The following is a 23,220-nucleotide window of genomic DNA, read 5'->3' as shown; positions in this document are numbered from 1 at the left end:
GCCGCGCGAGCCGGGGTACTACTCCCCCACCCGCGCGGCGCGCCGCGACACGGCTCCGCTCACTCCGGCACGATGCTCACGAGCCCCGGGGCCTTGACGATCACCTTGCGCACGCCCCGGCCATCCAGAGTGCGCACCACGCCGGGCGCCGCCAGTGCCAGGCGCTCCAGCTCGGCGGCATCGATCCCGGGATCCACCTCCAGGCGGTCGCGGACCTTCCCCTTGACCTGCACCACGCAGGTCACCTTCTCCGCCGCCAGCAGCGACTCATCCGCCACCACCGGGAAGGGCTCGCGGGCCAGCGAGGCCTCGTGCCCGAGTCTGCTCCACAGCTCCTCCGCGATATGCGGGGCCACCGGGGAGACCATGAGCACCAGGGCCTCCGCGGCCTCGCGCGGCACCGCGCCCACCGCCGTCAGATGGTTGTTGAGCACGATGAGCTTGGCGATCGCCGTATTCAGGCGCATCCCCTCGTAGTCCTCGCGCACCCCCACGATCGTGCGGGCGATGAGCCGGCGCGTGGCATCGTCGGCGGCCTCATCGACCACCGTCACCTCACCCGTCGACTCGTCGACCACATTGCGCCACAGCCGCTGCAGGAAGCGCTGCGCGCCCACCACGGCCCGGGTCTCCCACGGGCGGTCCACATCCAGCGGCCCCATGGACATCTCGTAGACGCGGAAGGTGTCCGCCCCGTAGGCGTCGTACATCTCATCCGGGGTGACGATGTTCTTCAGCGACTTGCCCATCTTCCCGTACTCACGGGTCACCGGCTCGCCGCGCCACGTGAAGGACGGCTCCCCATCGGCGCCGACGCTCTCCTCCACCTCCTCGGCGGGCACGTACTGACCGCGGGCGTCCTTGAAGGCGTAGGCCTGCACATACCCCTGGTTGAACAGGCGGTGGTAGGGCTCCGAGGAGGACACGTGGCCGAGGTCGAAGAGCACCTTGTGCCAGAACCGCGAGTACAGCAGGTGCAGCACGGCGTGCTCCACGCCGCCCACGTACAGGTCAGTGCCACCGGAGGTGTTGCCCCCCTCTGGCCGAGGACCCATCCAGTACGCCTCGTTGGCCGGGTCGATGAGCGCCGTCCCATTCGTGGGGTCCGCGTAGCGCATCTCGTACCAGCACGAGCCCGCCCACTGCGGCATCGTGTTGGTCTCGCGGTAGTACTTCCTGGGCCCATCGCCCAGGTCGAGCTCGACCTCCACCCAGTCGGTGGCCTTGGACAGCGGCGCCTCAGGCGAGGAGTCGGCATCGTCGGGGTCGAAGGAGCGCGGAGAATAGTCGGTGACCTCCGGCAGCTCGATCGGCAGCATCGACTCCGGGACGGCGTGGACGAGGCCGTCCTCGTCCCAGACGATCGGGAAGGGCTCGCCCCAGTAGCGCTGGCGCGAGAAGAGCCAGTCGCGCAGGCGGTAGGTGACCGCGCCGCGGCCCACGCCCTTGGCCTCCAGGTACTGGGTCATCGCGGCCTTGGCCTCATCCTTGCCCATGCCGTTGAGGTCGATCTCGCCGTTCGCGGAGTTGATGAGCGGGCCGTCGCCGGTCCATGCGGCCTCCTCCAGGCTGAAGCCCTCGGGCGGCTGGATCGTGGCGACGACGTCGATCCCGTACTTGCGGGCGAAGTCCCAGTCGCGCTGGTCGCCGGAGGGCACCGCCATGATCGCGCCAGTGCCGTAGCCCATGAGGACGTAGTCGGCGACGAAGACCGGCACCCGGCGCCCATCCACCGGGTTGATGCCGAACAGGCCCGTGAAGACACCGGTCTTGGCGCGCCCCTCGTCGGTGCGCTCGGCGTCCGTGGCGGCCGCGGCGTAGGCGCGGTAGGCGGACACGGCCTCGGCCGGGGTGGCGTGCCCACCGGTCCAGGCCTCCTTCGTGCCCTCGGGCCAGGCCGAGGGAAGGGTGAGCGCTGCGGCGTCGTCGTCGATCTGCGCCTGCGTGCGGGCCGAGGCGGCGGAAGGGACGCCGCCCAGGATCGGGTGCTCGGGGGCGACCACCATAAAGGTCGCGCCGAAGAGCGTGTCCGGGCGCGTGGTGTAGACCGTGAGCGTGTCCTGGCCGGCGCCCGCGAGCGCGGCATCGGGCACCGCGTAGGTCACCTCGGCGCCCTCGGACCGCCCGATCCAGTTGCGCTGCATGAGCTTGACCTTCTCGGGCCAGTCCACGGTGTCCAGGTCCTCGGCGAGGCGGTCCCCGTAGGCGGTGATCCGCATCATCCACTGGCGCAGGTTGCGCTTGAAGACGGGGTAGTTGCCGCGCTCGGAGCGGCCCTCGGAGGTGACCTCCTCGTTGGCCAGCACCGTGCCCAGGCCCGGGCACCAGTTGACCGGCGCGTGGGAGACGTAGGCGAGGCGGTGCGAGTCGATGATCTCGGCGCGCTCCGCCTTGCCGAGCCGCGCCCAGGGGCGGCCGTCCGGGGTGGGGACCTCCCCGGAGGCGAGCTTGGCCTCGAGCTCGGCGATGGGGCGGGCGGCGCCCGTTCCCCGGCCGTCGCGACGAGGGGCAGTGGGGTCGAACCAGGAGTTGAAGATCTGAAGGAAGATCCACTGGGTCCAGCGCACGTAGTCCACGTCGATGGTCTGGATGGAGCGGCGCGAGTCGTGGGACAGGCCGAGCCGGCGCAACTGGCGGCGCATATTGGCGATATTGGCCTCGGTGGACACGCGCGGGTGCTGGCCGGTGGCCACGGCGTACTGCTCGGCGGGCAGGCCGAAGGCGTCGTAGCCCATCGTGTACAGGACGTTCTTGCCGGTCATGCGGGTGAAGCGGGCGATGACGTCCGTGGCGATGTAGCCCAGGGGGTGGCCCACGTGCAAACCCTTGCCAGAGGGGTAGGGGAACATGTCGAGCATGAAGAACTTCTCGCGCTCGGCGCCCGGGCCCGCGAGATCGCCCACGGGGTTGTCCGCCCAGAAGGTGCCCTCGGCCTCCCAGCGGTCCTGCCAGGAGGTCTCGATGCTGCCCGCCAGCGCCGCCGTGTATCGGAAGGGGGGCGCGTCGGTGGGCTCCGGAGCGGCTGCGGGGTTGTGGGTCATAGTGCTCTGTGCTCTTTCCCTGATCGTCATGCCCTGAGGGGCTTCATCCCCCGGGGAGCGTGGCTGGGGGACAGCCTAGCCCTCGGCGGCGCCTTCCCCGCGCCGCGCCCGCGCAGTGGGCGCCCCTGGCCCGGCCGGTCGCCTCCGGGAGCGCGGCCCGCCTCAGCGTGTGCCGGGGGCGCTGGTGACGACGAACTCCCCCCAGCCGTCCTCGCGCAGCCCGGAGCGCAGGCGCGCCATGGCGGCCTCGATCTCCTCGGGGGCGGCGTCCTTGCGGGCGGAGGAGAACTGCAGGTCCTCCTCGGATCGGATGGGCAGGACGTGCACGTGGAGGTGGTCGACGCCGTAACCGGCCACCATGACCCCGGCCCTCGCCGCCCCGAAGACGCGGGTCTGGGCGGCACCTATCCTCCTGGCCACCACCGCCAGGTGGGCGACGAGCTCGTCGGGGGCGTCGACGTAGGAGTCGATCTCCTCGCGGGGGACGACGAGGACGTGGCCGTCGGTGTGGGGCTCGATCGTGGCGAAGGCGGCGCAGTGCTCATCGGCCCACACGAAGGAGCCGGGGATCTCGCCATTGATGATCTTGGTGAAGAGGGTGCTCATGCGCCCCATCCTTCCAGACGATGGCGCCGCGCGCCCGGAGCCGGGGCTCAGGTCCAACGGTCGTCGGGCCGCAGGACGTCGGACTCCCGGCGGCCGAGTCGCGGTCAATCGGCGGCCGCGCCGTCAGTCCTCGGCGAGGACCCACAGGAAGCCCGCGGGGATCATGGCCTCCCCCGGCTCCGGAGCGCCACCGGTGATCCCGTCCTCGGGGGCGTCCGCCCGACCCGCCCCAGTGGCGCTGACGAGCCGGATGAGACTGGGGCGAAGGCCCGAATCGCCGTCGACCCGTCCCCTGCCGGTCACCCTGATCCGCGCGTCCAGACCGATCCCAGCGCGGTCGAGCGCCTGGAGCGTGGCGGGGTCGTCCTGAATGCGGGCGACGACGCCGCTCTCCCCCACGCGCAGCGCGTCGAGGCTGCGCAGTGCCGGGAGCGCCATGGAACCGCCGGCCGTGGGGATCGGATCGCCGTGGGGGTCGCGGGCCGGGCGCCCCAGGGCGGCGTCGATGCGGTCCAGGAGGCGCTCGGAGACGGCGTGCTCGAGCACCTCCGCCTCCTCATGAACCTCGTCCCAGTCGAAGCCGAGAGCCTCCACGAGGTAGGTCTCGAGGAGGCGGTGGCGGCGCACCATGCCCATGGCGCGGCGCGTTCCCTCGGGGCTGAGCGTGACGGCGCGGTAGGGCTCGTGCTCCAGGAGGCCGGCGTCGACCAGACGGGAGACGTTCTCCGAGGCAGTGGAGGCCGCCACCCCCATGCGCTGGGCGAGACCCGTGATGGAGGCGCCGGCGCCGCCCCACTCCGTGGCCGCCCAGACGGCCTTGAGGTAGTCCTGGGCGACGGTCGAGTCCGTGGGGTCGGCGACGGGCGCGGGCGCCGTCTCGCGGTCCCGGCGGGCGGAGGCGCTCATCGCAGCAGCGTCATCCACTCGGACCACAGGCCGACGGCGACCGTGAGGGCGACGAGCGCATACAGCGCCACGGCACCCCACCAGCGCCGGGCCACGAGGAGGCGGGCGGTCGCGGGACTCACGCCCAGGTGCCCGCCCGCTGCGGCCCACGCCCAGGTGGAGGTGGCGATGGGGATGGTGACCGCCCAGATGAGCATGCAGAAGGGGCAGAGCTTGCCCAGGTCGATGACGGAGACGAACAGGAACCATGCGACGAAGAGGATCCCGCCGATGGTGCCGGCCACCATGCCCCGCCACACCCAGCGCGGCAGCCGCATCCCGCCCATGAGGAGCGCGCCCAGGGTCAGGAGCGCGGAGAAGGCCATCGCCCCGATGTGGGCGTTGGGCACGCCCAGCAGGTTGCCCTGCCAGATGTCCAGGGAGGCGCCGCAGGAGACCAGGGGGTTGATGTCGCAGGACAGGCCCGCGAGGGGCTCCTTGATCTGCTTGATGTGGGCGGTGGTGAGCTCCCAGCAGGCGCCGAGCGCGATGATCGAGCCGATGATGAGGAGCACGGCGTACTCGCGGGGGGCCCCGGAGGAGGCGCTGGCGCCGGTGCCCTGGACCTCGAGGAGGGGGGCGTCGGCGTCCTCGGCGCCGGCGAGGTAGGCCTCCAGCTCCTCCTCGCTCATCGCGTCGATCTCTGCCTGGGTCGGCACATGGGCCATTGCAGCGTTCCTCTCGTTGACCCGGTCGTCGGCCGGCCGCGCCCGATGGGGCGACCGGCTCATTGTGCACCCTGGATGCGCGTGACGGCGCAACGCCTCAGCCCCCGGCCCTCGCCGTGCCCCACGCCTCGCCCTCGTCGGGGGGATCGGGCTCGGCGGCCCCGGTTCCCGACGGCGCCGTCGGAGCAGCGCTCGGCCCCGGGGTGGGGACGGGCGTCGCCGTCGAGTCGGTCGGCGCGGCCGTTGCGACTCCCTCACCGGCGCCGTCAGTGCCGGCGCCGGTGGGCCGGGGCGGTCCCTGCCAGGCGCCGACGGTGACGGAGGCGTCGGGGTGCAGGACGATGGACCTCCAGGCGATGAGCGAGCCGTCGGAGGTGAAGGCGAGCTCGTGGAGCCAGGCCTCCTGGGTGACGGGGCCGATGGACGTGCCGCCCTTGCCCGCGCCGGAGGTGAGGGCGTTGACCCTCCCCCTCTCGCCGTCGACGGAGGTCATCCCCCTCTCCTCGTGGACGTGGCCCGCCAGCAGCAGGGGGGCGCAGCCGGAGGCCTGGAGCGGCGCGAAGGCCTGGGGCCGGTGGATGAGGACGACGTCGACGGCGTCGGCGCTCCCCTCGTCGGCGGCCTGGCAGGCCTGGTCGGACAGGCGCTGGCCGAGCTGGGAGGCGTCCTCTCCCCCGCGCTTGGTGGTGCCCGCGGCGGTGGTGCGCTCGACGTCATCATCCCCGAGCACCGTCAGCGGGCCCGCCTTGACCGGCTTGCCGTCGGTGACGGTCCAGCCCTGGCCCCGCAGGCGCTCGGCGGTGGCCTCGGAGTCGTGGTTGCCGATGGTGGCCACGCGCGCGACGCCGGAGGGAACCGCCTGGCTGAGGGCGTCCACGCAGACCTGCTCGGGGTTGGAACCGGTCATGGCGAGGTCGCCGTCGTCCATGTGGACATCGGGGCGCGCCAACTGGTCCAGCAGCCCGGCGAAGGAGATGACGTCGAGGTTGCAGTGCAGGTCCGTGGACAGGACGGCGGTCACCGGCGCCTCGTCGGCCTGGGCGGCCAGGGCCTGGTCGGGTGTGGCGGGGGCGGTGGGAACGCCCCTGGCGGAGGGCGGGGCCGAGGGACCGCCCCACGGCGGCGCAGCGGTTCCGGCAGGACCGGGGGCGGCGCCGTCGATCGGACTGGCGGTGGCCTGCGGCGCTGTGCCGGGTGTCGGGCCCGCGGTCGCGGCGGGGCTCTTGACGGCGGCCTCACCCGCGGCCTGGGACTGGGAGAGCGCCGACTGGATCGCGGCCTCATCGGAGCTCCCCGAGGAGGCGGTGATCTCGATTCTCCCGCTCACGCGCCGGGAGGCCTCCCAGGCGGCGCGGAGGTTGTCCTGGGCCCGGGAGTAGAAGGCCTGGTTCTCCCTGATGTAGCCGGCGACCGTGCCCCCGTAGGCGGTGGCGATATCGGCGATGCGGCCGGACAGCCTCGCCGGGGCGAAGGAAGTGCCCTCCAGGGCGGGGATCGTCTCGCCCGGCACGGTGGCGGGCCGCAGCACGGGGGCGAGCATGACGATCATCGTGGCCAGGGCGCCCGCCCCGGCCAGGACCGCCGCCGGGCGACGGCTCAGCCCCTTGGCGACGAGCGCCCGCAGTCGCCCCTTGGCGCCCAGGCGGCCGGCGGCGACGGCGGTGAGGAACAGGGACTCGATGAGTCCGGCCCTGCGCAGGGCGTCGTCGATGAGCGCGTGGATCCCGCGGTCGATGGTCAGCTGGGGGCGGGAGGCGAGAGTGAGGTAGGCGTTGGCGTCCTGGGTCAAGGACTCGCCCAGGCTCATGCTGTCCACGGGGGCGACGCCCATGGAGGAGGGGATCTCCCCCAGGACGACTCGCACTCCCAGCGGCGGGGCCGGGGAGTCCATGGACGCGCTGCCGAGCGGGCCGAGGTCGAGGACGATGACGGAGTCGAGGTTGGTGGACCAGTGGGCCTCATGCGGGCCGACGGGCGAGGTTGCCTGCGCGGTGGCGGCGCCGAGGCCGAGGCTGATGCTCCCGGAGACGAGGAGGAGGCCCAGTGCGCGCACGCTGCGGCGGAAGCGGGCGCTGCGCGCGCACCAGGCCCGCCAGACGGCCTGCCCGATCCTCTTGGCCACGCCGATCAGCGCGGCCAACGGCGAGCCGGGGCGGGGCGCCGGGGCACCGGCCGGACGGGGGGTCTCGTCGCGGCGTCTCATCGGCCCGCGCCCTCAGGCGCCCCCGGAGCCCGCCGTGCCGGAATCCGGGGCGGCGCCCGCCCCGGCGGATGCGATGCGCTGGGCGAGGTCGGCGACGAAGATCGCGGTCTCCTCCCAGCCGGACACGGCGTGGCAGGGGATGCCGAGCGCGAGAACCGGGTAGTCATTGCCCTCGGGGTCGAGCCGGTCGCCGACGAACAGCATCCGCTCCCCGGGGATGCCGGTGACCTCGGCGAGGCGGGTCATGCCGTAGGCCTTGTCGACCCCCTTGAGGGTGATGTCCACGCTGGTGGAGCCCCCGGAGCGGACCTCGAGCCCGGGCAGGCGGGCGGCGACGGCGTCGCGCAGGGCGCCCTTCTTCTCCCCCGTGGGGTCCCAGGCGCGCTTGGCCTGGAGCGGCGCCTCCTGGCCGAGGGCGGAGAAGGTGATCTGGCTGCCGCGGTCCTCGAGGATGTCGCCCCAGGTGCGCTCCTCCCACAGGCCCAGGCGGCGGGCCTCGGCCTCGACGACGGCGAAGCCCTCCTCGATCTGCTGCGGGCTCAGGTCATTGGCGTAGACGAGCCGCCAGCCGGGCATGCCCTCGATGGCGCCCGGGGACCGGTCATCGGCCCCACCGGCGCCATGGACGTAGTAGCGGGTGCCGCAGGTGGGCATGAGGTGGAGATGGGAGAGCTCGGCGTCGTCGGCGCCGAGGTGGGCAAGGAGCTGGTCGCGGAACTGGCCGATCTGGCCCCCGGAGATGACGCATACGGGGACGACGTCCAGCAGCGAGCGCAGGGCGGCGGCCATCGGCTCGGGCATCGCGGACTTGGAGGGGGCGAGGGTGTCGTCGAGGTCGAAGGCCACCAGCGCGGGGAGCGCCGGCGCGTCGGAAGAGGTGGTCATGGGGTGATTGTCGCCCACGGGCCCCGATCCGCGGAAACGGACCGGGGCCCGGCGCGCCGCGCCCGGCGGGTGGTGCTCCGGGCTCAGGAGCCCTGCCCGCCGCGCAAGTGCTCGCGGGCCACGGCGAGGGCCGCTTTGCGGGCCTCCCGCTCCTCCCGGCGCCCGCGCACGTACAGGGCGGTGACGGAGACGGCCAGACCGCCCCAGATGATGATGATCGCGACGAGCATGAGGATGATGGCGGCGCCGGTCATGTCAGTTCTCCTCCTCGATGGTGGCGAGAGGGGCGTCCAGGTCGATGGGGGTGAAGTCGTCCACCGGGGTCCGCCATCTGGCGAGCGTGAGCACGGCGACGATGACGGCGCCCAGGGCGAGCATTCCCCAGCCGAAGGCGCCGATCATGGCGTCGGAGTAGCCCTCGTAGCCGTCCCGGACGTAGGACAGCACGGTCTGGACGATCATGTAGCCCAGGGCGAGCGGGGCGACGACGGCGATGAGGAATCGCCACCAGGCCCCCACCACACGGGTCTCGGAGACGAGGTTGAGGTGGCGCTGGAGCGGCTTGGCGCGGCGCAGCACCCAGGTCACGCCGATGCACATGATGATGGCCGAGCCGACCACGCCGATGTTGTTGATGAAGGCGTCGACGATGTCGAGGTCGAACAGTCCTGAGGCGGTGCCGAACAGCAGGAGCGAGAGGGCGGCCGAGGGCAGGCAGACCAGGAGGGTGGCGCGCGGGATGGACAGGCCGGTCTTCTCGGAGATCCCGGGGACCACCACCTGGATGATGGAGATGAAGGAGGTCAGCCCCGCCATCGCGAAGGACGCGAAGAAGAGCACGCCGAAGATCGCGCCGCCGGGCATCTGGGAGATGACCGTCGGGAAGGTGACGAAGGCCAGCGAGGGCCCGGAGATCTTGTCGATCTCACCCACGGAGATGCCCTGGGCGTGGGCCATGAATCCGAGCGTTGAGAAGACCCCGATCCCCGCCAGGACCTCGAAGGAGGAGTTCGCGAAGGCCGCCACGAGGCCCGTGCCCACGAGGTTGGAGCGCGGACGCAGGTAGGAGGCGTAGGTGAGCATGATGCCGAAGCCGATGGACAGGGAGAAGAAGATCTGCGCGAAGGCGGCCATCCACACCTTGAAGTCGCCCAGCGAGGACCAGTCCGGGGTGAACAGGGCGTTGAGCCCGCCGGTGGAGCCGGGCAGGAGGATGGAGCGCACCACGAGCGCGAGGAACATGACGACCAGCAGGGGCAGGAAGATCCTGTTGGCCTTCTCCACGCCGTTGCTCACTCCGCGCGAGATGGTCACGATGCCGAAGGCCCACACGATGACCAGGGGGATGATGACCCCGGCCATGGGGGTGATCGAGAACGACGGCGCGGCGTCGCCGAACTGGTCCGTGCCCACGTACTCGGAGAAGAAGCCGCCGGCGTCGTCGCCCCAGGCCAGAGTGACGGAGAAGACCGTGTAGCTGAGCGACCAGGCCACCACCACGGCGTAGTAGGTCATGATGACGAAGCAGATGAAGACCTGCCACCAGCCGAGCCACTCGAAGCGTCGGCTCAGGCGGCGGAAGACCGCCGGGGCGCTGCCGCGCAGGCGGTGGCCCAGGGAGTAGTCGAGGAAGAGGACGGGGATGCCGACGAACAGGAGCGCGATGATGTAGGGGATCATGAAGGCTCCACCGCCGTTGGAGTAGGCGACGCCGGGGAAGCGCCAGATGTTCCCCAGCCCGATGGCCGAGCCGATCGCGGCGAAGAGGAAGCCGACCTGGCCGCTCCACTGCTCTCGCTCGGGAGCCTGCGCCGCTGGGGCGCCGTCGGTGCTGGACGACATGCTGTGCCCTCCTGGGGTGGGGCGTCGGAATGGTGCCCGGCGCCGGGGATCGAGGATGCCGCGGGATCGCGCGATGCGCGCCCTGGGGCGAACCTCGGCACCGTAGCCGCGCTCGCACCACCGCCCGCGGGCGGTCCATCATCCGGGACGCATGTCCCAGTCCGCGCCGGCCGGGCGCCTCGAGGCCATTGCGCGCTTGCGAAAATGTGGCAGCCCAGGCTCACCTGGCCCTGTTTGGAAACATCCTGAGGCGGCAACTCGTCCCGTTGAACGGCCCGGCCGCCGTCGGCGCTCCCGTCGGCGCAATAGCGAGGAAACCCCGGAATGACAACGATATCCCGGCCCCCCGCGAGCAGGGTTCGGATCGCCTTCCTTGGCCGGACCGGCGCATCGGGGCGACCTTATTGGTGTCCGAGTCACCAGCGCCGCGAGGCGCCATCCGAGAGGAGCCCATCATGGCCGCCGTCGCCCCCATCTCCACTTGCACCACCACCTCCTGCGCCTTCAACAACGGGGGCTGCACCGCCTTCGCGATCACCGTCGACGGCGCGGCCGCCTGCTCGACCTTCATCACCCTGGACGCCCGGGGCGGCCTGCCCGTCGCCGAGGGGCACGTGGGCGCCTGTCAGCGCCTCGAGTGCGTGCACAACTCCGACCTCATGTGCACCGCCGACGGCGTGAGCATCGGCGGTGACACCGCCGCGTGCCTGTCCTACGAGGCCAGCTGACGCGCGAGCCCGCGGCGGATGCGCGGCTCAGCCCAGCTCGAAGCGCGCGGGCAGGAGCTCGTCGGCGAGGGCTCCCAGGACCGGGGCGATCTCGGCCGGGGCCAGGGGCGCGCCGGGGAGGGCCACGAGGACGGTGCGGGTCTCGTCGGCGCCGACATGCATGAGGGTGAGGCCCCAGGGGTCGACGTCGACAACGAGAACCCGCTCGATGAGGCTGCGGGCCACCCCGACGCTGGGCCGTCTCGAGCACAGTGAGCCCGGCGCCTCGTCGGCGACGACCGCCTCGCACAGGGCGCGCAGGGACAGGTCTCCGAGGGAGCGCACGGCCTCATGCGCGTCGAGGACCTCCAGCGGGGACCAGGCGGTCCCGGGCGTCGCGGAGTCCTCGTCGCCCTGGCCGGCGAGGTCCTCCACCATGTGGCGCGAGACGCCGTCGGGGCCGTGGAGGATGACGCGACTGCCCTGGACGAGGGCGAGGCGCGCGCCGGGGGTCCGGGCGAGCTCGCTGACGCGGCCGAGGGGGTCCTCCCCCGTGATGGCGCAGTGGCACACGGGGGTGGCGCTCTCGGCGAGGACGGTCTCGACCCAGTTGGCGGGCACCCAGCGGAGGGAGCCCAGGACATGGGCGCTGGCCGCGGTGACGCGGATGCCGGGCTCGGAGGAGTCCAGGACGATGTCGAGGCGGACATCGATGAGGCGGTCGTCCGGGGCGTCGGCCAGGGGCGTGCCGGGCTGGGGGCGGATGGCGATGAGGATGAGGCCATCGACGTCGAGCGCGTGCGCGACGTAGGCGCCGGCCCTGGAGGGGTCGAGCCTGTAGGCGCTCACGGTGGCGCTCCCGGCGCCCGCGAGAAGCCTGCGTGCCGTGCGGCGCGCGCGCTCGTCGATCCCGGGCGCGCCGGTGCTCTGGTGCTCATGGGCAGGGCTCATGCCGTCTCCTTCATCCGGCGATCGGGCGGGGCGCCCTCACACCACAGGTGAGGCTACCCTCAGGGGGTGGGGGTATGTCGAGCCCGCGGGTGGATGAAGGGGCCGCGGAAGCGCTGGAGCGGACAGCCCTTGGCATGAGGATTGCGATGGCGCGCGATCGGGCCTGGAACGAACCGACCCCAACGCGGCGGAATCCCGCAATATCAACAAAATCCAACCCCATCAACGCGAAGCGCGCTATGAGCCCAGCACCGAGGCCCTCATCTGGGCCCAGGTGCGCACGAGGCCCGAATCCAATCATCGATGATGGAGGGATTCGGGCCTCGTGCGAGGGGTGGAGCTAGGGGGATTCGAACCCCCGACCTCTTCCATGCCATGGAAGCGCGCTACCAACTGCGCCATAGCCCCGAAGGGATGCCCTCACGGCGGAGCCGATCGGATCGTGGAGCTAGGGGGATTCGAACCCCCGACCTCTTCCATGCCATGGAAGCGCGCTACCAACTGCGCCATAGCCCCTCACGGGCGCCACCCGCCGGGCGACGCGGACAACTCTATGGACTCGCGGGCTCCTGGGCAAATCCACCGCACGTGTGCTGGCTCACCGAGCCGCGCGGGGCGCGTGCCTCAGGGCAGCAGGGCCGTCGGCTCGGCGCCGGCGTTCCAGTCCCGGAGCTCCCATCCGGGGGTGCGATGGGAGGAGCGCAGTCGCGCCCAGTGGGCGTTGTCCAGGCCCCGAAGCCCGAACCAGCTGGAAGCGTCCATGCCCAGCAGCGCCGTCGTGCCCTGAGTGATGGCCGATCCGTGCGCGACGACGACGAGCGGCCCCTGACCCGCAGTCGCGGCGAGGCTCCTGACGGCGTCGCTGAAGCGCCGGCCCACAGCACTGCGGGGCTCGACCTCGACGCCCTGGGGGTCATGCCCCGTGCGCCACATGGCGTAGGCGTCGGGCCAGCCGGACTCGATCTCCTCGACAGTGAGCCCCTCCCACTGCCCGAAGTCGCGCTCGGCGAGCCCGGGATGCGTCGTCACCTCCACGGCGAGGCGCGCGGCCAGCGCCTGCGCCGTCGCCCGGGCCCGGCGAAGCGGTGAGGAGACGATCGTGCAGGGCGCTGACGCCCCGCCTTCCGCCTCATGCGCGCCGCCCGGGGAGCGCAGGACATCGGCCAGCAGCTCGGCGCCGGCCTCGGCCTGGGCCCGGCCGACGGCGTTGAGGGGGATGTCCACCCGGCCCTGGACACGGCGCCCCACGTTGTAGTCGGTCTGCCCATGGCGCCACAGGATGATGTCGGTCATAGCCGTGCCGGATTCATCCCCGGGCCCCGCTTGTCGCGGGAGCCTCGGGAGCCTCAGCCGCCCGGGCGATCCCGGCGAGCTCCGGGGGCAGTGCGATGAGGGGGCAGTCCTTCCAGAGGCGCTCCAGGCCGTAGTACTCCCGGTCCTCAGCCTGCTGGACGTGGATCATGAGCTCGTCGTAGTCCAGGAGCACCCAGTGGGCCTCCTCGAGGCCCTCCCGCATCCGGCGCTTGGCGCCGGCGCGCGCCATGGCCTCCTCGACGGCGTCGACGATCGCGCGCACCTGCCGGTCGCCGCCACCGGAGAGCACGAGGAAGACGTCGGTGAGGGCCAGGCGCTCGGAGACGTCGATCGCGATGCTCTCCTCCGCCTTCTTCTCAGCGGCCGCGCGCGCGGCGGCGATCGTCAGCTCGACGGCGCGTTCGGTTGCGGCCATGGGGCTCCTTCCGGGGGTGGGCGAGTATGGCGGATTATGACCCGATGGGCCGCGCGGTGGCCACCGGGCCGACGCGATCAGGTCAGGAGGGGCGTCCAGGAGGGCGCCGCCTCGGCATTGACCGAGGAGCCGCCCAGCTGCGTGGCGACGAACCAGATGATGATCAGGATGACGACCGCCAGGACGAGGGCGAAGAAGAAGGCGAGCGTCCGACGGCTGGCGGGGGAGCCCGAGGAGTCCTTGCCCGCGCGCGTCACGTCCTCCCAGGACTCGGCGGAGGGCTGGACCCCGAGGGAGGGCTGACCGGACTGCGGTTCGGCCGCGGCGGGGGCCGTCGGCGCGGCCGGCTCGTTGTAGCCGCCGTAAGTGCCGTAGGGCGAGGGGACGACATAGGAGGGATCTCCCGCAGGATCATCCCTCAGATCCGCGGGCACCCTGGTCACCACGGTGTCGGCGGGCCCGGCGGGGACGGAGGCCCCGGCCTCGAGCGGGGCCTCGTCCCCGGAGCGCAGGGCGCGCCACTGCGGGGAGTCGATCCCATCGAAGTCCTCGTCGACGGGTTGGACGGAGCTGAGCCTGCCGGTGCTGGAGTTCATCGTGCGGACGCCCTGGGCGGCCGCCGGGATGCGCACGATGGGACGGCGGAGGGCGCTGGGGGCCGAGGGCTCCGCCGTCGCGCCGCCGGGCTGCGCGGCGGTGGGCGTCCCCTCCCCCGGAGCCGAGGAGGTCCCGGCCCGCGGGGAATCGAGCCCGGAGCCTTCGCGGGCGGCCGCCCGCCAGGTGGGCTCGTAGCCCCGGTCGGCCTGAGGCGGCTGCCAGCCGCGCTGCGGCTGGGGCGACGTGGACTGCTGAGCGGTACTCGGGGAGTCGGCCTGCGCGCCCCGCTCCATGAGCGAGCGCCGCGAGGGGGATGTCGGCGGACTCTGCTCGCCGGCGCTGCCGGATCCCAGACCCGCCGACGGCGCCATCTGACCCGCGCCGTCCTGGGTGAGTGGGAGCTCGGACGCGGGCAGAACCCCGGTCTCCGCCTCGGAGATCTCTGCGACTTGATCCGCGCTCAACGAGTCGGCCGAGCCGATCTGCTGCTCGCGCGCCGTCGTCTGCTCGCCCTGAGTGCGCCCGGGCGCGTGGGACGCGGAGGACGAGGGGGCCTCTCCGGCGTCGTCGTGCGGCCTCGGGGACGGATCGGCGGGCCCGCTCGCGGCGGCCGAGGATGTGCCGGGAGGGGCGACCTGGGGGCTGGCGTACCAGGCCCGCACCCACGGGAGCTCCGCGACCTCGGAGGGGCCGTCATCATGGCCGGCCGCGGGCTCCTCGGCCCGGGCGGCCGCCGCGTGGCTCGTGCGGCCGTGGCGCTCATCGGCCGGCGCCGAGTGCTCCGATGAGTCCCCGGCGCGCCCCGCGGGCGGCGCGGAGCTGTACTGCCAGGAGTCGACCCCCGCCGAGGACGTCCCCCTCACCTCGGTCGCGGCGGGCTCGGCGACGACACCGCCACCGGGGGTCGCGACGGGCTCGTCGGGGCCCTCCGGCCCGGAGCCGTGACCGACGCCGAGCGCTCCCTCCGAGGCGGAGTAGTCGTGGGATCCGCCCGCGGCCTCGGCCGAGGAGGCCGCCGAGGACGAGGAGATCGTGATGTTGTGCTCGTCGGCCAGCGGGTCCTGGAGCGCCCGGGCCTGCTCGATGGTGATCTCACCCGCGGCGACGGCGGCGCGCAGCGCCTCGGCCTCCTCGCGCAGGCGCTTCATCTCCCGCCGGGTCAGGAGGGGCTGCTGACCGGTGAGGATCGCCTCGCGCTCCGCCTCGCGCTCCGCCTGCCGGATGGACCGGCGGCTGGAGTGGTTCGGGTCGCCTGTAGAATCGGATGTCGTGGCGTCAGTGGGCTCCGGGCTCACCGTCGTTCTCCTTCCTGAGCGACTGCTCTCGCGCGACGCGTGCGGTCATCGACGTCGTCGATGACGCCCGCCCGGCCCTACGGTAGAGGCCGTACTTGCGAATGTACTGAACCACCCCGTCGGGCACGAGGTACCACACAGGCCCCCCGTCACTCACTCGCTCACGGCAGTCCGTTGATGAGATGCTCATCGCGGGGACCTCCATGAGGGAGACCCTGTCCTCAGGCAGGCCCATATCCGTCAGGGCGTGGCCCGGCCGGGTCACGCCCACGAGTTGGGCGAGCTCAAAGATCTCTTCGTTGTCCTTCCATGTGAGGATCTGCGCGAGCGCGTCGGCTCCAGTGATGAAGTAGAGCTCGGCGCCAGGGTATTTCGCGGCGATGTCATGCAGGGTGTCGATCGTGTACGTGGTGCCCCCGCGGTCGATATCGACCCGGGACACGGTGAACCGCGGGTTGGAGGCGGTGGCGATGACCGTCATGAGGTAGCGGTGCTCCGCGGGAGAGACTCGGCGGTCCTTCTTGAAGGGCTGCGTCGCCGTCGGGACGAAGATCACCTCATCGAGGTCGAAGGCGTGCTGTACCTCGCTCGCCGCCACCAGGTGCCCGTGGTGAATGGGATCGAAGGTGCCGCCCATGATGCCGATGCGCAGCCGGCGCGGCGCTCCTTGCGCCACGCCCGCCTCATCAGCGCTCTTGAGCACGAATACTCCTTCGGTCGGTCCCGCGCGCACGCACGGGATGCCCCCATCCTGCCATGACGCGCACAATTCGGGGGCCTCGCGGCGCGCGTCAGCGCGTCTCGTGGGATTCCCCTCAGCCCTTGAGTCGCGTGGCTCCCGCGTGCTAGGCGCGTCGAAGTGCCATCATTCTTCCTATTCCTGACCTGGGACGCCTCAACACGATCGCGTCCCTACCGCCATAATCCGCCGCGACCAGCCGAAGGACGTGCCCTCGGCGGGGCCCGCGCGGCCCGCTGGGGCCTGACCGGCCGAGGAGGAACCCTCATGTCCAGGCATGAACGACTCTCCGCGATCCTGGGGATCGTCGTCGAGGAGGGCGGAGTCCACATCGACGACATCGTCTCGCGCCTCGGCGTCTCAGCGGCCACGGCACGGCGCGACCTCGATCTGCTCGCGAACCAGCAGCTCCTGACCCGCACGCGCGGCGGTGCCTCGGCCAATCCGACCTCGGCGCAGCTCCCCCTGCGCTACCGCAACTCCCGGATGTCCGATGAGAAGACCCGGATCGCCCGCGCTGCGGCGGGCATGGTGCCCGCCGGGGGCACGGTCGGCCTCAACGGCGGGACCACGACGACGGAGGTGGCCCGCGAGATCGCCCTCCTGGAGGGCGCCTCCGATCCCGAGCAGCCGGTGACGGTGGTGACCAACGCGGTGAACATCGCCTCCGAGCTCACCGTGCGCCAGGGCGTGCGCGTGGTGGTCACCGGCGGCGTGGCACGCGCTCGCTCCTACGAGCTCACCGGCCCACTGGCCGAGCTCATCCTCCCCCAGATCACCATCGGCACGCTGTTCCTCGGCGTCGAGGGGATCGATGCCAGGGGGGCCTACGCGCAGCACGAGGGCGAGGCCGCGGTCGGCGCCGCCTTCGTGCGCTGCGCGCGCAGGGTCGTCGTCGTCACCGACCACACGAAACTGGGCACGGCGGCCTTCGCGCTGATCTGCCGGGCCGACCGCGTCGACGCGCTGCTGACCGACTCGGGCGCCGCCCCTGAGCAGCTCGAGCCCCTGCGGCGGGCCGGCATCGAGGTCATCACGGTGTGAGGGCGCCTCAGGGCCTCACGTGCCCATCGCCCTCGACGACCCACGTCGTCGTCGTCAGATCGGCCAGGCCCATGGGTCCGCGGGCGTGGAGCTTCTGGGTCGAGATGCCGAGCTCGGCGCCCAGGCCGAGCTGGCCGCCATCGGTGAAGCGCGTGGAGGCGTTGACCATGACGGCGGCGCTGTCCATGCCGGCGATGAAGCGGTTGACGACCGCCACGTCCTGGGCGAGTACCGCCTCGGTATGACCGGTGGTGTAGCGGCGGATGTGGCTGATCGCCGCCTCGAGGCCGTCGACGACCCGCACGGCGAGGTCCAGGGAGCCGTACTCCGTTTCCCAGTCCTCCTCGACCGCCGCGACGAGGAGGCGCTCCATGCCCGCCTCGACGGCGGGATCGGCCAGGACGGCGCGGGAGGCGTCGTCGGCGTGAAGGATGGTCCCGCGCTCCCAGAGGGCCCGGGCGGCGGCGGGGAGGTACTCCCGGGCGACGTCCTGGTGGACGAGCAGGGTCTCGGCGGCGTTGCACACCCCGACGCGCTGGGTCTTGGCGTTGACGATGATGCCCACGGCCGCCGCGAGGTCGGCGCTGGCGTCGACGTACACGTGGCAGTTGCCCGAGCCGGTCTCGATGACCGGGACGGAGGAGTTCTCGACGACGGCGCGGATGAGGCCGGCGCCGCCTCTGGGCACGAGCACGTCGATGAGGCCGCGGGCGCGCATGAGCGCCTGAGCGCCCTCCCGCCCGGCGGGGTCGATGGTGGTCACGAGGTCAGCGGGCAGGCCCTGGGAGGCGAGGGAGGCCCGGAGCGCGGCGACGATCGCGGCGTTGCTCCGCCCGGCGGCGCTGCCGCCGCGCAGGACGACGGCGTTGCCCGACTTCACGGCGAGCGCGGCGACGTCCACGGTGACATTGGGCCGGGCCTCGTAGATCATGCCGACGACGCCCATGGGGACGCGGAGCCTGCGCACGCGCAGCCCGTTGGGCATGACGGAGCCGTCGACGACCTGGCCGACGGGATCGGGCAGGGCGGCGATCTCCTCCACGGATGCGGCGATCCGCTCGATCCGGGCCTGATCGAGGGCCAGGCGGTCGACGAGCCCTTCCTTCATGCCGGCCTCGCGGGCGGCGGCCAGGTCATCCTCGTTGGCCGCGCGGATGCTCCCGCTCCGGGCGCGCAGGGCGGAGGCCATGGAGAGCAGGGCGGCGTCCTTGACCGCCCGGGTCGCCCCGGCGAACTCGCGCTGGGCCGCCCGCGCCGCCAGGCCCGTCTCGCGGACGAGGGCATGGGCGTCGGGCTGGGCCGATGGGGCATGGGCGGCACTGGTGCTGGGCGGGGCGGACCGCGTCGTCGTCATGCGGCCAGCCTACGGTCCGCGGGGAGGTTCACGTATCGGGGGAACAGGGAGTGAGAGGGCCGCATCCTGACCGCGGGCGCCTCCAGCGGGCCCAGTCCGTGTCTCAGTGGACGAGAAAGGAGAAGAAATTGCTGTTCACAACCCACCTCACTCCATACCGTGGTGGCTGTCACCTATCCGATCCTTCCCGATGAGGTCCCCATGCGCTCCATCCGCGGCGGCGTCGCCGTCACCATCCTCGCCCTGGGCACGATCCCCTCATCGCGGTAAACTCCAACAACGCCTGGTCACGTCGTGGCAGTTCCGGCGCCTTCCGGTGCCCCCGCCCCGTGCCGTCGGCACCGCTCACGGTGCGATGGGCGCGGTACCCAGTCTCTCGAGGAGTCAGCACATGAGACCTCGCCTTCGCGCCCCGCTCGGCGCCCTGGCGCTCGCGATCCTCGCGCCGCTGGCCGCCTGCCAGAGCGCGCCGGCCGATGATGGCGGGCGCCCCGGCGGGGCCTCGGTCTCCCCGGAACCGACGATCGTCGTCCCCCCGGGCGCCGCCGGCGGCGGCCTCGCCATCGAGCCCGACCGGGCCACGGGCGCCGGCCACGCGCCGGCGTCGATCCAGCCTGAGACGACCCCGACCTCGGTGGGCACCGGCGCGAGCCCCGAAAGCGCCGCCACCCGCCCCTCCCCCACCGAGCAGGCATCACCGGTCCCCTCCGCCCGGGCCACGGAGAACCGCGCGTCGACGGAGGCCTCGATCAGCTCGGAGAAGGGCGCGCTGGAGTCCGCGCTCAGCGGCGCCACCTTCACGATCTCCCAGGCGTCCGCTCCCGAGTGCGTCGGGCTCGAGGCCACGTTCAACGCCGACCACACCTATGTCGGCTCCGCCGTGGCCAGTGCGCCCGCGCCCTGCCTGCCGGAGTACGACGGCTGGGAGATCGGCCAGGACTCGCGCGGCTACACGATCACGAACCGCGATGGGAGCCTCTTCGTGGCGCGCTCCATCACCCGCTCGGCCGATGGCTCCATCGTCCTGGAGCGCTCCGAGGGCACCCTCACTCTGATCCGGAAGGCTCAGCAGTGATTCAGCCCGCCAGGCGCGGGAGCTCCGCCAGGTCGTCGCGGTGCACGACGGGCGCGAGGTGGTCGGGCATCGGCGCCCCGCCGCCGCGGGCGTCGAGGACCTCCTCGATCTCCGCAGAGGCGTAGCGGCAGATCCCCCGGGCCACGGGGCCCCTCGGCCCGACGATCTCGACGACGGCGCCGGACTCGAACTCGCCGTCGACACCCACCACGCCGGGCAGGAGGAGCGACTTCTTGCCCGCGGTGAGGGCGTGGTCGGCCCCTGCGTCGACGAGCACACGGCCCTCGACGCGGGAGGCGTGGGCCATCCACAACCGCCTGCTGGGACGGTGGGGGCCGGTGGGCTCGAACCATGTGCCGAGGTCGGTCGGCACTCCCCCGGGTGAGAGCAATCGGGCGGCATCATCCGCCGACGCGATGATGGTGGCGGTCCCCGAGGCGCAGGCGATGGTCGCGGCCTGGGCCTTCGTGCGCATCCCACCGGTGCCCAGGGCCGATCCCGAGCCGGTGACATCGACGTCCTCCAAGCTCCTGCCGCCGGGGATGTAGCGGATGGGCGTGGCACCGGGCGTCCCGGGCCGGGCGGTCCACATGCCGTCCACATCCGTGAGGAGGATGAGGACGTCCGCCGTCACCAGGTGGGCGACGAGCGCGGCCAGGTGGTCGTTGTCCCCCAGGTTGAACTCCGTGGTGGCCACGGCGTCGTTCTCATTGATGATCGGCACCGTGCCCAGGTCGAGCAGTGCGTCGAAGGTGGCGCGCACGGTCCGGTAGTGACTGCGCACGGCCACGTCCTGCGCGGTGAGGAGCACCTGGGCGACGACCACCCCGTAGTTGCTCATCGCCGCCTGCCAGCGGGCCATGAGGTGGCTCTGGCCCACGGAGGCCGCGGCGGCCAGCATGCTGAGGTCATCGGGGCGGCTCTCGATCCCCAGCGGGGGCAGGCCCGCCGCGACCGCGCCGGAGGACACGAGCACGACGTCGTGACCGCGCCGCCTCATGCCCCCCACGAGCCTGGCGAGCACGTCGATGCGGTTGAGGTCGAGGCCGCCGTCATCGCGGGTCAGGGAGGAGGAACCCACTTTGATGACGACGCGGGATCCCTCGGGCAGCGCGGCGGGGCGCGCGCTCATGAGTCCGCCCCATCCTCATCCCCGCGCCCCCAGGAGGAGGCGTCGGTCCAGATGCCCTCGGCGGCCTCGTCCCGCAGCTCCTGGCGGGCGGCCTCCTTGGCGTCCATGCGCTCGTGGTAGCGCACGCGGCGCTCGGCGTTGGTGCGCCGGTGGTAGTCCTCGACGCGCGTGTCGGTCCCCCGCGCCCCCAGGAGTTCGGCGCCGGTGGTCATGGTGGGCTCCCAGGTGAACAGGACGCCGCCGTCGACCTCGCCGATGAGCACGGCGTCCCCGGCGCGCGCACCGGCCTTGACGAGCAGGTCCTCGACTCCCCCGGCGGCGAGCCGGTCGGCGAGGTAGCCGATCGCCTCGTTGTTGGAGAAATCGGTCTGGAGGATCCAGCGCTCGGGCTTGTCCCCCCTCACCTGGAACACCCGCCCCTCGGTGGGATGATTGATGGGCCGCACGACGGCGATGTCCTCCTTGCCGCGCCGTCCGACGGCAGTCGGCCGGATGACGGGGCGGGCGGCCTCGGCCTCCTCGGCGATCCGCTCGGCGGAGACGGGCCGGGCCCGCCTGGCGGCGCGCACGCGCTCGGCCAGGGCGAACGAGAGCTCGCGCAGGCCGGTGCGGGCAACGGCGGAGATCGTGAGCACCGGCAGCCCCCGGGCGGCGATGTCGTCGGTGACGAACTCGGCGAGCTCGGCGGCGTCGGGGACATCGGCCTTGTTGAGAACGACGACGCGGGGCCGCTCCATCAGCGGCACGCGACCGGTGAGGACCGGGTCGTTCTCGTCGCCGAGGCGCTCGGAGTAGGCGGCCAGCTCGGCCTCGATGGTGTCCAGGTCGCTCAGCGGATCACGGCCGGGCTCCAGGGTCGCGCAGTCCAGGACGTGCACGATGACGGCGCAGCGCTCGATATGCCGCAGGAACTCCAGACCCAGGCCCTTGCCCTCACTGGCGCCCGGGATGAGGCCGGGGACGTCGGCAATCGTGTAGCGGGTCTGGCCCGCCTCCACGACGCCGAGATTCGGCACGAGGGTGGTGAAGGGGTAGTCGGCGATCTTGGGACGGGCCGCGCTCATGGCGGCGATGAGGGAGGACTTGCCGGCGCTGGGGTAACCGACCAGGGCGACGTCGGCGATGGTCTTGAGCTCCAGGGTGATGTCGCGGACCTGTCCGGGCTCGCCCAGGAGGTGGAAGCCGGGGGCACGGCGCTTGGAGGAGGCCAGGGAGAAGTTGCCGCGCCCGCCGGTTCCGCCCCGGGCGACGACGACACGCGCGTCCGCGCCCACGAGGTCGGCCAGGACCCGCCCCTCGTCGTCCTTGACCACCGTGCCCTCGGGAACGGGCAGGATGACGTCCTTGCCGTCGACGCCGCGACGCCAATCGCCCATGCCCGGGCTGCCCTTCCCGGCGCTGCGGTGCGGGGCGCGATGGTAGCTGAGCAGGGTGGTGGTCCGGGGGTCGACGGCGAGGATGACGTCACCGCCGTGCCCGCCGTCGCCGCCGTCGGGGCCGGCCAGCGGCTTGAACTTCTCCCGGTGGATGGAGGTGCAGCCGTCGCCGCCGTCGCCCCCGGCGACGTGGAGGACCACTCGGTCGATGAAGCTGGGCATGGTCTCTCCTCATGGATTGGGCCGAGTGGGACGGGGGGGGCCGGGCCGGGGCGCCCGGGCCCGGCCCTGGGAACAGCGCGAGGGCGGACGGCCCAAGCCGTTCGCCCTCGCGAGAGTCCGGGTGCGCGAGGCTCAGGCCTCGGGGAGCACGACGTTGACGACCCGGCGGCCGCGGTGGGTGCCGAACTCGACGTTGCCGGCGGCGGTGGCGAACAGCGTGTCGTCATTGCCACGGCCCACGTTGTTGCCGGGGTGGAAGTGGGTGCCGCGCTGGCGGACGATGATCTCGCCGGCCTTGACGAACTGGCCGCCGTAGCGCTTGACGCCGAGGCGCTGGGCGTTCGAGTCACGGCCGTTGCGGGAGGAACCAAGACCCTTCTTGTGTGCCATCTCAGGCTTCTCTCTCTCTTGACTGGTGCGATTCTTCGGTGGCGCCGGGCGTCACTTGATCGCGGTGATCTTGACGGCCGTGAGCTGGGCCCGGTGGCCCTGGCGCTTGCGGAAGCCGGTCTTGTTCTTGAACTTGAGGATGTTGATCTTGGGGCCCTTCTCGTCGCCGACGATCTCAGCCGTGACGGAGGACTTGGCAAGGTCGGCGGCGGAGGCGGTCACCTTGTCGCCATCGACCAGCATGACGGGGGCGAGAGTGACCTCGTCGCCGATCTCACCGGCAAGCTTGTCGACAACCACGACGTCGCCGACGGAGACCTTCTCCTGACGGCCACCAGCCTTGACGATCGCGTAGACCACGGGAATGCTCATCTCTTCCGAATCTGCGGAGCGCCTCCGGTGGGCCGGACCGGCCCGCA

Annotated in this window: 21 protein-coding genes and 2 tRNA genes; 3 read left to right on the top strand and 20 right to left on the bottom strand. The window is 72.4% G+C overall.

All coding sequences use genetic code 11. The features are described from left to right. Positions 1-59 precede the first annotated feature (59 nt). The 8 genes from B1H55_RS02075 to B1H55_RS02040 all read right to left on the bottom strand — a co-directional run bounded on the left by B1H55_RS02075 (position 60) and on the right by B1H55_RS02040 (position 10,190). Entirely contained in the window at positions 60-3,041 is a 2,982-nt protein-coding gene (locus B1H55_RS02075; protein WP_073452104.1) for a leucine--tRNA ligase, read from the bottom strand. 162 nt (positions 3,042-3,203) lie between these two features. Further along, positions 3,204-3,647: an HIT family protein gene (locus B1H55_RS02070; RefSeq protein WP_073452106.1), complete on the bottom strand. Its 444-nt coding sequence runs from the start codon at positions 3,645-3,647 to the stop codon at positions 3,204-3,206. 123 nt (positions 3,648-3,770) lie between these two features. Then, complete coding sequence (locus tag B1H55_RS02065) at positions 3,771-4,553, bottom strand: metal-dependent transcriptional regulator (protein WP_077240011.1); 783 nt, start codon at positions 4,551-4,553, stop codon at positions 3,771-3,773. Further along, positions 4,550-5,260 carry a vitamin K epoxide reductase family protein gene (locus tag B1H55_RS02060; protein ID WP_077240010.1) on the bottom strand — a complete coding sequence of 237 codons (711 nt, stop codon included), beginning with the start codon at positions 5,258-5,260 and terminating at the stop codon, positions 4,550-4,552. Before B1H55_RS02060 ends, B1H55_RS02065 begins: the two co-directional genes overlap by 4 nt. A gap of 97 nt (positions 5,261-5,357) precedes the next feature. Then, entirely contained in the window at positions 5,358-7,463 is a 2,106-nt protein-coding gene (locus B1H55_RS02055; protein ID WP_080461544.1) for a serine/threonine protein phosphatase, read from the bottom strand. Positions 7,464-7,475: 12 nt separating this feature from the next. Continuing rightward, entirely contained in the window at positions 7,476-8,348 is an 873-nt protein-coding gene (locus B1H55_RS02050; RefSeq protein WP_080461547.1) for an HAD hydrolase family protein, read from the bottom strand. Between the two features lie 83 nt (positions 8,349-8,431). After that, a complete protein-coding gene (locus B1H55_RS02045) occupies positions 8,432-8,602 on the bottom strand; it encodes a methionine/alanine import family NSS transporter small subunit (RefSeq protein ID WP_073452114.1) in 171 nt (56 codons plus the stop codon). Position 8,603: 1 nt separating this feature from the next. Then, the gene (locus B1H55_RS02040; RefSeq protein WP_073452116.1) at positions 8,604-10,190 is read right to left on the bottom strand and encodes a sodium-dependent transporter; all 1,587 of its coding nucleotides are present in this window, start codon (positions 10,188-10,190) and stop codon (positions 8,604-8,606) included. 455 nt (positions 10,191-10,645) lie between these two features. Between B1H55_RS02040 and B1H55_RS02035 the strand changes: the two genes are divergently transcribed. Beyond that, positions 10,646-10,918 (top strand): DUF1540 domain-containing protein, encoded by a 273-nt coding sequence (locus B1H55_RS02035; protein WP_073452118.1) that lies wholly within the window; start codon positions 10,646-10,648, stop codon positions 10,916-10,918. 27 nt (positions 10,919-10,945) lie between these two features. Here B1H55_RS02035 and B1H55_RS02030 read toward each other — a convergent pair whose 3' ends face one another. The 7 genes from B1H55_RS02030 to nadD all read right to left on the bottom strand — a co-directional run bounded on the left by B1H55_RS02030 (position 10,946) and on the right by nadD (position 16,145). Then, the gene (locus B1H55_RS02030; protein WP_073452120.1) at positions 10,946-11,848 is read right to left on the bottom strand and encodes a hypothetical protein; all 903 of its coding nucleotides are present in this window, start codon (positions 11,846-11,848) and stop codon (positions 10,946-10,948) included. Between the two features lie 335 nt (positions 11,849-12,183). Continuing rightward, positions 12,184-12,256, bottom strand: a tRNA-Ala gene (locus B1H55_RS02025). Between the two features lie 35 nt (positions 12,257-12,291). Further along, positions 12,292-12,364, bottom strand: a tRNA-Ala gene (locus B1H55_RS02020). A 108-nt stretch (positions 12,365-12,472) separates the two neighbouring features. Further along, on the bottom strand, positions 12,473-13,141 hold the full coding sequence (locus tag B1H55_RS02015; protein WP_073452122.1) for a histidine phosphatase family protein: 669 nt from the start codon (positions 13,139-13,141) through the stop codon (positions 12,473-12,475). Positions 13,142-13,154: 13 nt separating this feature from the next. Beyond that, on the bottom strand, positions 13,155-13,577 hold the full coding sequence (gene rsfS / locus B1H55_RS02010) for a ribosome silencing factor (RefSeq protein WP_077240009.1): 423 nt from the start codon (positions 13,575-13,577) through the stop codon (positions 13,155-13,157). A gap of 77 nt (positions 13,578-13,654) precedes the next feature. Continuing rightward, on the bottom strand, positions 13,655-15,469 hold the full coding sequence (locus B1H55_RS02005) for a hypothetical protein (protein WP_077240008.1): 1,815 nt from the start codon (positions 15,467-15,469) through the stop codon (positions 13,655-13,657). Further along, on the bottom strand, positions 15,450-16,145 hold the full coding sequence (nadD, locus tag B1H55_RS02000) for a nicotinate-nucleotide adenylyltransferase (protein WP_073452400.1): 696 nt from the start codon (positions 16,143-16,145) through the stop codon (positions 15,450-15,452). Before nadD ends, B1H55_RS02005 begins: the two co-directional genes overlap by 20 nt. 330 nt (positions 16,146-16,475) lie before the next feature. On the opposite strand from nadD, the gene B1H55_RS01995 reads away from it, so the two are divergent. After that, entirely contained in the window at positions 16,476-17,252 is a 777-nt protein-coding gene (locus B1H55_RS01995; protein WP_073452128.1) for a DeoR/GlpR family DNA-binding transcription regulator, read from the top strand. Between the two features lie 7 nt (positions 17,253-17,259). Here the strand turns inward: B1H55_RS01995 and B1H55_RS01990 are convergent, their stop codons facing one another. Next, positions 17,260-18,606, bottom strand: coding sequence for a glutamate-5-semialdehyde dehydrogenase (locus B1H55_RS01990; protein ID WP_073452130.1), 1,347 nt, complete (start codon positions 18,604-18,606; stop codon positions 17,260-17,262). Positions 18,607-18,997: 391 nt separating this feature from the next. Between B1H55_RS01990 and B1H55_RS01985 the strand changes: the two genes are divergently transcribed. Further along, positions 18,998-19,681, top strand: coding sequence for a hypothetical protein (locus tag B1H55_RS01985; protein WP_073452132.1), 684 nt, complete (start codon positions 18,998-19,000; stop codon positions 19,679-19,681). Between the two features lies 1 nt (position 19,682). On the opposite strand, the gene proB is transcribed toward B1H55_RS01985, so the two are convergent. From proB to rplU, 4 genes are all read right to left on the bottom strand, one after another. Further along, complete coding sequence (proB, locus tag B1H55_RS01980; protein ID WP_073452134.1) at positions 19,683-20,813, bottom strand: glutamate 5-kinase; 1,131 nt, start codon at positions 20,811-20,813, stop codon at positions 19,683-19,685. Beyond that, positions 20,810-22,411 carry a GTPase ObgE gene (gene obgE, locus B1H55_RS01975; protein WP_073452136.1) on the bottom strand — a complete coding sequence of 534 codons (1,602 nt, stop codon included), beginning with the start codon at positions 22,409-22,411 and terminating at the stop codon, positions 20,810-20,812. The genes proB and obgE overlap by 4 nt, the downstream gene beginning before the upstream one ends. A 132-nt stretch (positions 22,412-22,543) precedes the next feature. Beyond that, on the bottom strand, positions 22,544-22,801 hold the full coding sequence (gene rpmA, locus B1H55_RS01970; protein ID WP_017178340.1) for a 50S ribosomal protein L27: 258 nt from the start codon (positions 22,799-22,801) through the stop codon (positions 22,544-22,546). 51 nt (positions 22,802-22,852) lie between these two features. Next, a complete protein-coding gene (rplU, locus tag B1H55_RS01965) occupies positions 22,853-23,173 on the bottom strand; it encodes a 50S ribosomal protein L21 (RefSeq protein WP_073452138.1) in 321 nt (106 codons plus the stop codon). Positions 23,174-23,220: the final 47 nt, after the last annotated feature.

Source organism: Actinomyces denticolens, from assembly GCF_002072185.1.
GTDB classification, from domain to species: Bacteria; Actinomycetota; Actinomycetes; order Actinomycetales; family Actinomycetaceae; genus Actinomyces; species Actinomyces denticolens.
This window is presented reverse-complemented; position numbering and strand designations above follow the sequence as displayed.